At 58.3% G+C, this 13,372-nt stretch carries 11 protein-coding genes and 1 pseudogene; 6 read left to right on the forward strand and 6 right to left on the reverse strand.

Features of this window, described 5'->3' with window-relative positions:
* Positions 1–298 precede the first annotated feature (298 nt).
* Positions 299–1,090, forward strand: coding sequence for an ABC transporter ATP-binding protein (locus Tam1G_RS02665; RefSeq protein WP_011068208.1), 792 nt, complete (start codon positions 299–301; stop codon positions 1,088–1,090).
* 41 nt (positions 1,091–1,131) lie between these two features.
* The gene (locus Tam1G_RS02670) at positions 1,132–3,774 is read left to right on the forward strand and encodes an ABC transporter permease (RefSeq protein ID WP_011068207.1); all 2,643 of its coding nucleotides are present in this window, start codon (positions 1,132–1,134) and stop codon (positions 3,772–3,774) included.
* A gap of 91 nt (positions 3,775–3,865) precedes the next feature.
* Here Tam1G_RS02670 and Tam1G_RS02675 read toward each other — a convergent pair whose 3' ends face one another.
* Positions 3,866–4,612 carry a response regulator gene (locus tag Tam1G_RS02675; protein ID WP_007052073.1) on the reverse strand — a complete coding sequence of 249 codons (747 nt, stop codon included), beginning with the start codon at positions 4,610–4,612 and terminating at the stop codon, positions 3,866–3,868.
* Between the two features lie 75 nt (positions 4,613–4,687).
* Entirely contained in the window at positions 4,688–7,297 is a 2,610-nt protein-coding gene (locus Tam1G_RS02680) for a sensor histidine kinase (RefSeq protein WP_047379863.1), read from the reverse strand.
* Between the two features lie 177 nt (positions 7,298–7,474).
* On the opposite strand from Tam1G_RS02680, the gene Tam1G_RS02685 reads away from it, so the two are divergent.
* From Tam1G_RS02685 to Tam1G_RS02700, 4 genes are all read left to right on the forward strand, one after another.
* Positions 7,475–8,818 (forward strand): alpha/beta fold hydrolase, encoded by a 1,344-nt coding sequence (locus tag Tam1G_RS02685; protein WP_007052075.1) that lies wholly within the window; start codon positions 7,475–7,477, stop codon positions 8,816–8,818.
* A gap of 74 nt (positions 8,819–8,892) precedes the next feature.
* Positions 8,893–9,693 carry a pyrroline-5-carboxylate reductase gene (gene proC / locus Tam1G_RS02690; RefSeq protein ID WP_007052076.1) on the forward strand — a complete coding sequence of 267 codons (801 nt, stop codon included), beginning with the start codon at positions 8,893–8,895 and terminating at the stop codon, positions 9,691–9,693.
* A 17-nt stretch (positions 9,694–9,710) separates the two neighbouring features.
* Entirely contained in the window at positions 9,711–10,805 is a 1,095-nt protein-coding gene (gene ychF / locus Tam1G_RS02695) for a redox-regulated ATPase YchF (RefSeq protein ID WP_033891755.1), read from the forward strand.
* A 237-nt stretch (positions 10,806–11,042) separates the two neighbouring features.
* Entirely contained in the window at positions 11,043–12,320 is a 1,278-nt protein-coding gene (locus Tam1G_RS02700; protein WP_101625354.1) for a tyrosine-type recombinase/integrase, read from the forward strand.
* 52 nt (positions 12,321–12,372) lie between these two features.
* On the opposite strand, the gene Tam1G_RS02705 is transcribed toward Tam1G_RS02700, so the two are convergent.
* From Tam1G_RS02705 to Tam1G_RS02710, 4 genes and pseudogenes are all read right to left on the reverse strand, one after another.
* Positions 12,373–12,579, reverse strand: coding sequence for a hypothetical protein (locus Tam1G_RS02705; RefSeq protein ID WP_101625355.1), 207 nt, complete (start codon positions 12,577–12,579; stop codon positions 12,373–12,375).
* The gene (locus Tam1G_RS11595) at positions 12,576–12,722 is read right to left on the reverse strand and encodes a hypothetical protein (RefSeq protein ID WP_165501472.1); all 147 of its coding nucleotides are present in this window, start codon (positions 12,720–12,722) and stop codon (positions 12,576–12,578) included. Before Tam1G_RS11595 ends, Tam1G_RS02705 begins: the two co-directional genes overlap by 4 nt.
* 76 nt (positions 12,723–12,798) lie before the next feature.
* Positions 12,799–12,948 carry a hypothetical protein gene (locus tag Tam1G_RS11600; RefSeq protein ID WP_156099600.1) on the reverse strand — a complete coding sequence of 50 codons (150 nt, stop codon included), beginning with the start codon at positions 12,946–12,948 and terminating at the stop codon, positions 12,799–12,801.
* Positions 12,949–13,094: 146 nt separating this feature from the next.
* A pseudogene (locus Tam1G_RS02710) lies at positions 13,095–13,372 on the reverse strand (integrase catalytic domain-containing protein); the annotation flags it as partial.

A 13,372-nucleotide genomic window follows, 5' to 3' on the forward strand; every position in this document is an offset into this window, starting at 1 on the left:
GGTGCATCGCGAATCATCGAGCCGCATGGGGTGCCTTCCGTCCGATAACTTGACTCAAGGAGTAGAAAGCTCGCACTGACGTCATGCAGTGCGGGCTTTCTTGCGTCTGTATGCCTCACACTGTTTGCGCAGAGGCATGAATAGTGTGAGACCTGAGACGACATAATCCTCAAGGATGAGGGCCGGCGCGTGGCCGACCGCCCAATTCAGTCTGGCGCACGATGGGGCGCGCCGTTATTTCTTCATAAGTTGGAATCATCATCCGGGCATAAGGCCCGGCCCAATATGGAGAGGCATTATGAACGTGCAGAACCCGTCCGCATCGCGCGGCATCGTTATTCAGGCCGTCGACTTGGTCAAGAACTACGGCACCGGCAGCAATATGGTTCACGCCCTGCGCGGCGTGAACGTGAGTTTCGAACGCGGCAAATTCACCGCCATCATGGGCCCATCCGGTTCCGGCAAATCCACGCTGATGCACACGCTCGCCGGTCTCGACTCCGCCACTTCCGGCCATATCTTGTTCGGCGGCGCCGACCTGACCCGCATGGACGACAAGCAGCTCACCTTGCTACGTCGCCACAAGATCGGCTTCATCTTCCAAAGCTTCAACCTGTTGCCCATGTTCACCGCAGAGCAGAACATCCTCATGCCGCTGACTTTGGCCGGTGATAAGCCCGACCGTGCCTGGTTCGATCTGCTCGTAGAAACCTTGGGACTCAAGCAACGGCTCAACCATCGTCCGAACGAGCTGTCCGGTGGCCAGCAGCAGCGCGTGGCCATCGCCCGCGCGCTGATTACCAAGCCGAAGCTGGTGTTCGCCGACGAGCCGACCGGCAACCTCGACTCCGTCTCCAGCGCCGAAGTGCTCGGCTTCCTGAAGCGTTCGGTCAACGAACTCGGACAGACCATCGTCATGGTCACGCATGATGCGGTCGCCGCGTCTTACGCCGACCGTGCGCTCGTGTTCGCCGACGGCCAGATCGCGGCGGACGTAAACAAGCCGACGGCAGACCAGATGAGTGAACTGCTGATGAAGGAACGTGAGGCCGCCACAATGAATGTGGCTTCCGCGAGACATTCCCGCTAAACGCACTGTAGAAGCATTCGAAGAAGGGAACAGAATTCACCATGTGGTCCATCACTTTGAAACTCATGCGAAAAACCAAGCGCATGCTCATACCCGCAGGCATCGCCATCATGATCGGCACGGCGTTCATCGCCAGCACCTTCCTGTTCGGCAATGCCATGAACGACTCCCTGACACGGCGGCTGACCGCCATGTTCGGAAACGCCAACTATGCGGTGACCGTCAACAGCTCCGACCTGAGCGATAAGGAACTCAACGAGGCGTACTCCAGCACTGTCGGCGACTTCCATCTCGACCAGATCGCCGGCATCGAAGGAGTCGACGGCATCCGCGCCTCGGTGGAAACCGGCGCCAGCGTTTCCAAGGGAGACAGCACCATCAGCGGCGAGATCATCTCCACCGCGGCACAGAAGAACATGCTCCCCGTGAATATCACGGAAGGGGACCAGCCGAAGGATTCCAACGAAGTCGCGCTGCCGGAAGACATGGCGAAACAGTTGAACGTCGGCGTTGGAGACACTGTAAGCCTGACCTCCCGATATGCGGTAGGCGACGATGGCAAAGCCAAGGCGGACAACGTGCGCGTGGTAGGACTCACATCCGATCCGAACGGCGCCTACTCATACTATGGTGGTGCGATCGTAGGATCCAACAATCTGCTTGCCGCAATGCAGGGAGTGGACGATTTCAACGCCACCGGAACAACAATGGTGTATCTCGACCTTGCCTTGGATGGAAACAGCGTATCCGCAAAAACCATCAACGGTGTGAAAGCGTTGCTGCCAAAGCATTTCGATCTGATGTCACGACAGCAAATCAGTGACGAAAGCATCAAATCCTTAAGCGGCAACCAAACCAACATCGCCACCACATTCCTTATGTGCTTCGGCGTGCTTGCCATGTTCGTGGCGGCACTGGTGATCGCCAACACGTTCCAAGTACTCGTGGCGCAACGCCGCCGCACACTCGCCTTGCTGCGCACCATCGGCGCGAAAAAAGGCCAGCTGTATGGTTCCGTGCTGTCCGAAGCGGCAGTGCTTGGCTTCGTCGCATCCGTGCTTGGCGTGGTGCTGGGAAGCCTGCTCATGTGGGGCATGTGCGTCAGCGACATCATGCAAGAGGGTATGCGATTCAATTTCTCTTGGCAAGCCGCCGTCGTACCCATTCTTTTCGGTATTGTGGTGACGGTGCTCGCATCCTTGGGATCCGCACGTTCCGCTACTGCGGTGACACCATTGGAGGCATTGCGCCCGATCGAACTGACCGACAACCGTCGTTCCAGCCTCACACGAGCCATAATCGGCATTCTGATGGTGGTGGTCGGTATCACCATGGCGGTATTTTCCATCTGGCAGGTACAAGCCACCAATGGCGGCGAGGATGCGAGCAGTGATCAATTCACGATGATTCTGCTCGTAGCCATCGCCGGCGCCGCACTGGTGTTCCTCGGCATGATAGTCACCGCGGTGTTCTGGATGCCGGCCCTCATGAAGGGCGTTGGAGCGTTGGCCTCGCTGACAGGCCCTTCCGCAACGGTTGCGCACGCCAACATTCAGAAGAATCCGCGACGCATCGCAGCAACCGGTGCCGCTCTGCTCATCGGCGTCACCCTGGTTTCCACCATCGCAACCGGTGCCGCTAGCGCCAAAGAGACTATGAATGGTGCGCTCGCCACCCGTTATAGCGTCGACATCGTGGCCATGGGCGATGACATCAGCCAGCAAATGGCCAAGGATGTAGCCGACATCAACGGCGTGTCCGACACATTGTATGCGCCGGCGGTTTCCGTGACCTTGGAGAAAGCGGATGGAACCCAGCCTACGTCCGCATTGCTGGTCGGTGTGAAGAACATCGATCAGGTCAAGCAGGTCATGCGTGCCAACTTGGGTAACGCCTCCATCGACAGTGATAGCGTGCTCATGCCAACATACAATGCGCAAACCGGCAAGGAACTGCAGTTCGCCAATGGCACGGCTGATTTCTCCACCGAATGGAATCAGGACGGCGTCACTACGCGTTCGCTGACATTGCAAGCAAACCAAGCTGACTACCGTCGCGTATCCGCACAGTATGGAGCTGTCGGATTCGTGGATGAAAGCCATTTCACCAATGGTGACCTCGATGCCGCCACCCATGTGTTGCTGGTCAAGGCAGATACTGACAAGTCAGGAGTTTCCGTTGACGGCATCTACAACGACATGCAGGCCGCATTGGAGAAGAGCGCTGATGCGACAGTGACCGGACCGATCGCCGAACGCATCGTATGGGCGAACATGATCGACTCCATGATGATGCTTCTGGTGGGATTGATCGCCGTGGCCGTGCTCATCGCACTTGTCGGCGTGGCCAACACGCTGTCGCTGTCAGTGATCGAACGCACCCGAGAATCCGCCACATTGCGCGCCATCGGCATGACCCGAGGCCAGCTGCGACGCTCCCTCGCGGTGGAAGCCCTGCTCATCTCGCTGGTATCCGGCATCGCGGGCGTACTACTTGGCACCCTGTTCGGCTGGCTGGGCGCATACGTGGTGTTCAGTATGTACGGCAAAGTGGTGTTCCCGTTCGAATGGGGCATTAACGGCATCGTACTCGCCGTGGCAGCCGTGGCAGCATTGCTCGCCAGCGTATTCCCCGCACGCAGGGCAGTGAGCACGCCTCCTGTTGAGGCGCTCGCCGAAGCCTAAGCTTCATAGCAAACACAACGAAAAGGACTCCTGCCACAAACATGGCAGGAGTCCTTTTCGCGTATCATGCATACGCAAAACAACAAATCAATCAGACCAAATGGTTTTCGTAAGCGAACACCACCGCCTGCACACGGTCACGTGCATTGATTTTCGCCAGAATATGCGCCACATGCGTTTTCACCGTCGGCAGGCTGATGAAAAGCTTGTCGGCAATCTCCTGATTCGACAATCCATGCGCGATCTCAATAAGCACTTCGCGCTCGCGATCGGTCAGTTCATCTAATTCCGGATCGGTGTACGTCGAATCAGAAGTGGAAGAAGCAGTGGAATTTCCATGTGCGCCAACATTCGCAGCCATGAAATCGCCTTCCATCATTTTCTCGATAAGACGTTTCGTGGCGGACGGTGCGATAATCGCATTACCTTGAAAAACCGTGCGAATCGAATTCAACAACGTTTCCGGTTCCGTATCTTTCAGCAGAAAACCGGAAGCTCCGGCAGTGATCGCAGCCATAACATATTCATCCAAATCGAATGTCGTCAGAATGATCACTTTGGTACGGGCGACTTCTGATTGCGTTCCATCGGCAGCAAAGCGATGCTGCAACGAACTGATCTGCCGAGTCGCCTCAATACCATCCATGCCGGGCATACGCACATCCATCAACACCACGTCAGGATGCAGTGTTTCCGCCAACGCCACAGCCTCTGCACCATCGCGAGCCTGCGCCGCAACCGCCATATCAGGTTGGGACCCGATCACCATGGCGAAACCGGCACGTACCAATTCCTGATCATCGGCAATGACCACACGAATCTTCTGTTCTTCACTCATACTCTCCACCTTATCGGCATTGTTCCGCTCACAGCGCGAAACAAACCCTTAAATCTCCCTGAAAACTTGAATCGGCTATTGAGATGCGCGCTGCAGCTGCTCCTCCAACGGTGCTGCGGGCCTCAACTGCAGTTCGTTCGCGCTACCGGCATGAGCGTCATCGCTGAAACCAGTCTCACGAAGCACGCCAAGCAGTTCGCGCATACGTTTAAGCGCGGCGCGCCCCTGTTCGCCAATGGCTTTGAACGCTGTGGAAATCTCGTCGGCGGTAGGCTCTTTGCCTTGTGCTTCGGCGCTATCCAGCATGCGGATACCATCGACGGCTTGACTAATCACGCTGTTCAACGTGGCGGTGACTTCAGCCTGAATGCTGGCACTGATACGGTCACGTTCCATATTCGCCGCGAGAATACGCTGCTTCTCCTGCTCGGCCACCAGCGCTTCCTCTCGCGCCTGCAACACCAGTGCGTTTGAATCACTGGAACGAGCCCAACGTGCCCACGCCATAATGCCGGCGCACAGCATCAGCACTGCAACCGTATACATAACGCCGGTAAAGAACGCCGCCGTAGTACTTGACGTGACTGAAACCGGTTTCGTCAAGCCTGCAAAAGCGGCGATGGCGCCGAACAAGGTAGTGTATCCGTGTTGATCAGCCGCGATTTTCAAGCCCATCAGCACCGAACAGGTAGCGGCGGCAAGACCGGTCCAACGCCATGCGTGTTCACGCCCATACAATACGGCTGAATACAGCGCACACAGCGACGCTACGATATGTCCAACCTCAATCGATCCCAAAAACACCAATTGCACAACTGACAATACGAACACAATAAGCGCGCAAGTCTCGGGGAACCTGCGTCGAAGAGCCAGCGCCAGCAAGCAGCATGCGGCGATCGCATTTGAGAGCTGCGCATGAGGTGAACTATCAAAAAAGAACGTAACCGACATGCGATTCAGCAGCATGACCAATGCCACGGCACCAACGGAATCCATGAGCGCATAATGGCGCTGCGTCCACGCGGAAACACGTTCCACCCAATTCAGCCCTCGCGAATTGGATGTATTTGCAAGTTCTACGGATTTCAGTTTCAATGATTTGAGCAAATCATGCAGATTGGGTGCGGTGATGCGCAAATGTTGCAGGGCATTCGAACGATGATCGCGACCGGTCGGTTGGTTGGTTTCCTTCGTTTGCTCCGATGGCTGATCTGGGATTCGCGCCGATATGTTGACGACTGTGTGAGGTGCGATTGCTTCGTCGGATAATTTCGCTTTGCTGGATATGGCAGTTGTGTTGCACGATTCGGACTGTTCCGAGGCATACTGTTCGCCGGTTTCTTCTGTCACCTGTTCTTTACCGCCGTAAGGCAGGGTGGCCATGACTTCGAAGCCTCCGCCGAGTTGAGGGCCAGCCTGCAACGAGCCTCCGGCCGATTCGATGCGTTCTTTCATGCCCAGCAGGCCGTAACCTGGCGTATGCCCGTCGATATTGGCCGCCGCGCCATGACCATTGTCGGTGATGGTCAAAGTGAGCAAACCGTTGTTCCATGACTCTTTAATGTGCACATCGACGTGCGGCCCCGCATACTTGCGGATATTCGTCAGTGCCTCCTGCACTACATGGTAGGAAGCTATCGAGGCTTGTTCGCCGAGTTGTTCCGGGCTGGCGGTGCCGGTGATATTCCGTCGGATTCGAATGTCGGGGGAGACGTTTTGCGCTTGTTCCACAAGATTGCCGATATCGTTATAATCGGCGTGCGGTGAACCCCCGAATACTCCCAGAAGACGTTGCATGTCATGCAGTGCGCGTTCCGATTCGTGTCGAATCGTCTCCATGGTGTTTCTGGCCACCGCGGGATCATGCGTGCCTGCATAGCGACCACCATCAGACTGCACGATGATGATTGACAAGGTGTGCGCCACCACATCGTGCATGTCACGTGCGATGCGTGCGCGTTCCGCCAACGCGGCGATATCGCGTTCATCCTGGTCTCGCGCGGCGATTGCCTCATTGCGTTCCCGCATCATGCGAATGGTTGCCAGACGGGCACGCTGCCAGAACGCTACAATGACGGTGGAAATGATACATACTTCGAAAATCGGCGTCAGCACCAACATGTATTGCGCCACCATGTTGGCGACTTCCGATATGGATGTTCCTGTGTAGATGGAACCGAGAGTGTCTTCCGTGACCATAACGCCATTTGGATTTGAGTCATTCCAGCTGCTCCATGTATGCACTTTGCCTCCGGTGAGCAGTGGTCCATTGGTCATGGTCCATGCCGCCAGCGCCGAAGCCAGAAGACCGATGGTCAACGCCAGAATAATGAAGGCTTTCGTGTTTTTGGGATTGCCGTAGACGATCACTGAATACAGCATGAACAATGCCAGAATATCGGCACCCAACAGGCAAGGGCCGAATATGAGATGCGCCAAGGTCAATGCCACGCAGAGCAACGCTCCGGTCTGTGGCCACCATCGACGGATTAGCAGCGGAATAAGCATTGCCGCTTCCCATGTCATCTGCGTGGAAGGCTTAAGGTCAAACAGCAATCCCGGATTATAGGTGATGCCGCCGGTCACGCCGAACAGCAGAACACCTATAACAAGCGTGATGATGAGATCGCCTGCGAAAACATGGCCATGCATCCATGACAAGAGACGCTGCTTGAGATTCGGCATACGTTCCACCCTAGCGCCAGATATGCTGTGACGCCATCATGCGCAGGAATGAAATAGCGGTAAGATAAAGCCGCTTTTGTGAGGTAAGGTTGTCTCCGCATGTGGGTGGGATGGAAGCCATCAAAAAGTCACTACCCGCATTGAACATGCCGATGATGCCAAGGGAAAGGTGAATGCATGACGTTGCTGAGCGAATACTACGTGCCCGGATTGCATATTGAGGATCGTTCCATCAAGGTGCCGTTGGATTGGACGGGCCACGAGCCTGGTCATGGGTTCGATGGCGAATCGATCAGCCTGTTCTACCGTGTGGTCACCTCTCCCGAACATGTGCATGACGACCTGCCGCTGCTCGTGTTCCTGCAGGGTGGTCCCGGCGGTTCCGGTCCGCGTCCGCTCGGCCCAAGTTCCGATGGTTGGATCGAGGAGGCTATCAAGCATTTCCGCGTGGTGTTGCCGGATCAACGTGGTACGGGGCGTTCGTCTCGTGTCGATACGCATGTGATTGAGGGCATGGATGGCGACGGCAAGGCAGGTGCCGCGTTTTTGAAGCGTTTCCTCGCCGATTCGATCGTTCGTGATTTCGAGCATCTGCGTCGTACCGAATTCGGGGGCGCACGTTGGGTCACGCTTGGCCAAAGCTATGGCGGATTCCTGACGCTGACGTATCTTTCGCTGTTTCCGCAAGGAGTTATCGCCAGTTTCACCACGGGTGGCATTCCGCATGTTCCCGCCGATGCGACCGACGTGTACCGTCATACGTTCCCACGCATGGTGGCAAAGACGAAGCAGTTCTACGAGCGTTACCCGATCGATATCGAACGTGCCGCGGCCGTTGCCGACGTTCTGCAGTCGCGTAAGGTCGCATTGCCGGACGGCGATCCGCTCACGGTGGAACGTTTCCAATGCTTGGGATCCGATTTCGGTATGAAGCCGAGTTTCGAACGCGTGCATTGGATTCTTGACCAGGCATTCCTTGACGGCGACGGTTCGGCCTCGACCTCGGCGGAACTGTCTGACGAATTCCTGTCTTCCGTGATGAATGCGACTTCATCTCGCCCGCTGTATTGGCCGTTGCAGGAGTTCATCTACGCCAATGGTGAGCTGGAAACGCCGATTTGCTGGGCCGCCCAGCGCGTGCGTGGCGAGTATCCGGAATTCGCGGGTGACATTCGTCCGCTTAATTTCACCGGCGAGGCCATGTTCCCGTGGATGTTCGAGCAGGAACGTGCGTTGCGTCCGTTCAAACCAGCCATGGACGTGCTTATGGAAGACACGCATTTCGGCACGATCTACGATGCCGACCAGTTGGCGCGCAATGAGGTTCCGCTGCAGGCTGCCGTCTATTTTGACGACATGTATGTCGACTCCGGTCTGCAATTCGATACGCTGTCCCGTGTGGGACGATCGCACTATTGGACCACCAACGAATTCGAGCACGACGGCGTACATGGTTCCGTGGTGTTCAAGCACCTGTTCGACGAGGCGTTGAACAGGGGAGACCTGGAAGAACTGTTCTGACATTCCCGAAATTCTCCGAAACCATCGCATCCAAAACAATTACGTCCATTAGAAAAGACGACAAGGAGGACACCATGTCCAATCCAACCATCGGATTCATCGGATACGGCAATATGGCGCAGGCCATCGCCGAAGGACTCGTCGCAGCCGGCGCCGTCGACGGTGCCGACATCGTGGCTTGCGCCGCGCATTACGACAAGCTGGAAAAGACCACGATGAAAGTGGGTGCAAAGCCATTGCACAACGCGGCCGAAGTCGTTGCAGCGTCCGACATGGTCGTCATCGCCATCAAACCGTACCGAATCGAAAGTGTCATCAAGCCAGTCATCGGCGCGATTGCCGACGAAGACAAATTCGTCGTATCCATCGCGGCGGGCTGGGATCTTGACAAATACCGAGACTTGTTCGGCGCCGATTTCAACGCGGCGCATATCCAATGCACCATTCCGAACACGCCGATGGCCGTCGGCAAGGGGGTACTCGTCACCGAAGCCGACAACACGCTGACCGACACGCAAGCCGAAGTGTTCGAGCGGCTGTTCTCATCGATCAGCCTCATCGAACGCGTTGATTCCGCGCATATGGGCATTGGCATGTGCATCGCAGGCTGCGCACCGGCATTCACCGACATGTATATCGAGGCGCTCGGCGACGCGGGCGTGAAATACGGCCTGCAACGTGCCACCGCCTACCGTCTAGCCGCGAAGATGGTGGAAGGCGTCGGTGCGCTATACCTCAAAAACGAAACCCATCCGGGCGTCATGAAGGACGCCGTCTGCTCGCCGGGCGGCACCACAATCAAGGGTGTGACCTCGCTGGAGGAAAGCGCGTTCCGCGGTGCGGTCATCAAGGCCGTCGACGCCATCGAAGCCTAATACTAAGCTAGGGAATCATGTCTCTTACTATCGGAATCGTCGGACTGCCCAACGTCGGCAAGTCCACCATGTTCAACGCACTGACCCGCAACAACGTGCTGGCGGAGAACTATCCGTTCGCCACCATCGAGCCGAACACCGGCATCGTGCCGCTGCCAGACGACCGTCTGCCAGTGCTTGCCAAGCTCGTGCATACCGAAAAGATCGTGCCGGCCACCGTCACCTTCGTGGACATCGCCGGCATCGTCAAGGGCGCCTCCGAAGGCGAAGGCCTGGGCAACAAGTTCCTGGCCAACATCCGCGAGGCGGACGCGATCTGCGAGGTCGTGCGCGCCTTCGAGGACGACGACATCGTCCACGTCAACGGCAAGGTGGATCCGGCCGACGACATCGACACCATCAACACCGAGCTGATCCTCGCCGACCTGCAGACCATCGAAAACGCGCTGCCCAAGCTGGAGAAGGATCTGAGGGGCAAGAAGATCGAGCCGGCCTACATGGACGCAGTCAAGCAGGCAAAGACCATCCTTGAAGCCGGCGAGACGCTCGACAAGGCCGCACGCGAAGGCCGCTTCGACAAGGATTCCGTCTACGACCTGCATCTGATGACCGCCAAGCCGTTCATCTACGTGTTCAACGTGGACGACAACGAGCTGGCCAACAAGGACCTGCAGGCTAAGCTCGCCGCATCCGTGGCCCCGGCTCCGGCCGTGTTCCTCAACGCTCAGTTCGAGGCGGACCTGACCGAGCTCGACGAGGCGGATGCCCGCGAAATGCTGGCCGACGCTGGCTTGAGCGAGTCCGGTCTCGACCAGCTGGCCCGCGTGGGCTTCGACATCCTCGGCCTGCAGACCTTCCTGACCGCAGGCGTCAAGGAAGTGCGCGCCTGGCAGATCCACAAGGGTTGGACCGCCCCGCAGGCCGCCGGCGTGATTCACACCGACTTCGAAAAGGGCTTCATCAAGGCCGACATCGTCTCCTACGACGATTTCGTGGCCGCCGACGGCTCCATGGCCAAGATCAAGGAGGAAGGCAAGCTCCGTCAGGAGGGCCGCGACTACGTGATGCAAGACGGTGATATCGTCGAGTTCAAGTTCAACGTTTCCAAGTAGGGTCTTCAGACCCTGTAAAACGGCGTGATTCCAAGGGTTCCGGGGTGTCGGAACGTTGGAATCGCGCCGTTTTTCGATTTACGGAAAACCGCCGTTTTACGCACGTATTCCGCCGTTTTACGCGGCGATAGAGTGTAAATAGAGTGCACTTCGGAAACACCGGAGGACACTCGCCGCATCGGTTCTCGCCATGTGCGTGGACGCTCATTGAGTGCTCTCGGACACAAGGAGAACACCATGACGGCGACAGCCTCACGGAAGACGGGCGCACGTTCGCGGCGCACGAAGGGCGCGGGAAGCATCATCCACCGCACGGATGGACGATGGGAATTCCGCCGCGAGATCAGCCGAGATCCCGCGACCGGCAAACGCCGGTTCATAGCGGCATCCGGCCGGACGAAGGCCGACGCCCGCGAACGGTTCGACGCCAAGGTCGCCGAGATGGAACGCACCGGCCTGCTGCCCGGAGCCAAGAGCCCGTACCTGAAGGACTACGCGGAGCGGTGGCTGGAGGAATACCGGCTCAACGTCAAGCCCACCACATACCGCACCCGCGCCGGCAGGATCCACGCGTGCATGGAGATCATCGGCTGCGTCCGCCTCACTGAGCTGACCCCCGACCATATCCGCAAGTGCATGCGCGTGCTTTCCAAGCGGCTCGCGCCCTCCACGCTCAAGGACCACTTCGTGAGCCTGAAGATGATGCTCGACCAGGCCGAGCTCGAAGAGCTCATCCCCGTGGATCCGTGCCGCAGGGTCAAACCGCCAAGGGTGGAGCCCACCGAGACCAGGATCCTCTCGCCCGACCAGCCGAAACAGCTCATCGAGGCCGTGCCCAACCGGGGAGCGAAACGACGCGGCCCGGCCCTGACCGTGGACGTGGACGAATCCTGGATGCTTCTGTTCGAACTTGCGTTCGCCGCCGGCATGCGCGAAGGCGAACGCTACGCGCTCATGCCTTACGAATTGGAACAGCGCGACGGCGTGCCCGGCATCAACGTGCAGCAGCAGATCCAGCAATACGGCAAGCCGGAACAGGCGGTCATCCCCGCCTGGCTCAAGGCCGAGCACCTGTACGGCATCCTGTGGCTCACCACGCCAAAGACCCACGCCGCGAACCGGTTCGTGCCCATCTCCATGAGCCTGTGGCAACGGCTGTGGGCGCGCATCAAACGACTCGGCATCGGCCCACGCCAGCTCATATTCACCAACTCGCGCGGCAACCCGATACGCAGCAGCACCGAACGCTACAACTGGAACAAGGCGCTGGAGGCCGCAGGCCTTCCACTGGTCACCATCCACAGCGCGCGCCACTGGACCGCCAGCATGACGGCACGCGCCAACATGCCCGACGACGCACGCACCGCCATCATGGGCCACACCAGCATCACGATGACCAACCACTACACCCACAGAGACGAAGCCAGCCTCGCCAAACTCCTCGGCCAGGCCATACCCGACCTCCACGACGACGCCGACGTCATCGAAGCCGAAGTCATCGAGGAAGCCTCATAAACGAAACAAACGAAAGCCCCCGGCGCTCGCAATGAGTGCCGGGGGCTTTCGCCTATTCAACGGGATGTTTGCGCGGCCTGCCGCCACCGACCCCACGGCCGGGACGGGCCGCGTTCCACCGGTCGATGGTCTCCGGCAGCCAGCCGCGCGTAGTGCCGATCAGCGCGTCCGGCTCCGGCAGGTTGTAGCCCTTCGCGGCGGGATTCTTCACGCCAAGGCGCTCGCCGATCTCCTTGAGGCTCAGAAAACGTTCGGTCATCGTTCTCCTCCCGCGAGGTAGCCGAAGACGCCGGCGGCGGCTCCGAAGATCCCGGCGGCGATGGTCCGTCCGCCGATGGCGAGGATGAGGCACATCGCGCCGCATGCCAGCGAGACGAACCTGTATGCGCTTTTTGCGTTCATGATGATTCATGGATTAGTCTGGGAAGGGAGCCGTAGCTCCGGATAGTAGGGTTATTCGGAATCTACGGCTCTTGCTCTACCTGCGTGGCCTGCGCCGCCTGCGTGGCGGTTTTGGCTTCGGCTTGGGCGATGGCTCGCTGCCGTTGGACTTGAGCGCGGCGATGACGGCCGCAATCCCGACAAGCAGGGAGCCGATGGCTTCAATCGCTTTCCAGACCTCGTCCATGTTCACCTCCTTTCACTGTTCTGTTTTGCTGACATAACTAATATATCTCAATTATGCAAGTATGTCAAATCGGAAACACGAGGTGCCTCATTTGAAAATGAGCGCGTAATCCGGAGTGGTGCCTCACCTGTGGTGAGCGTGAAATCCTAGTCCGCGTCGGCTTGTGGGGTTTCGTCGTCTTCCGGTTCGACGCCCGCGATCCGGGCGAGCGTCTTGTTCAAGTATGCCATGTCCGGGCCCATGCGTCTGGCCAGCCGCGCGGTGCGCGGTGCCGCCAGTGCTTCGAGCCGGTCCTGGATGTCGTGGATGCGGCGGACGAGCTCGGCCGGGTTCACGGTCGCGAGCGTGTGTTCGATCTCCTCTCGCTTGTCGTCGGGTATGAAGCCGGGGCCGCCGGCGGCCCTGTCCGCCTCGTCGAACTCCT

Origin of the sequence: Bifidobacterium imperatoris (genome assembly GCF_002860405.1) — a bacterium.
GTDB classification, from domain to species: domain Bacteria; phylum Actinomycetota; class Actinomycetes; order Actinomycetales; family Bifidobacteriaceae; genus Bifidobacterium; species Bifidobacterium imperatoris.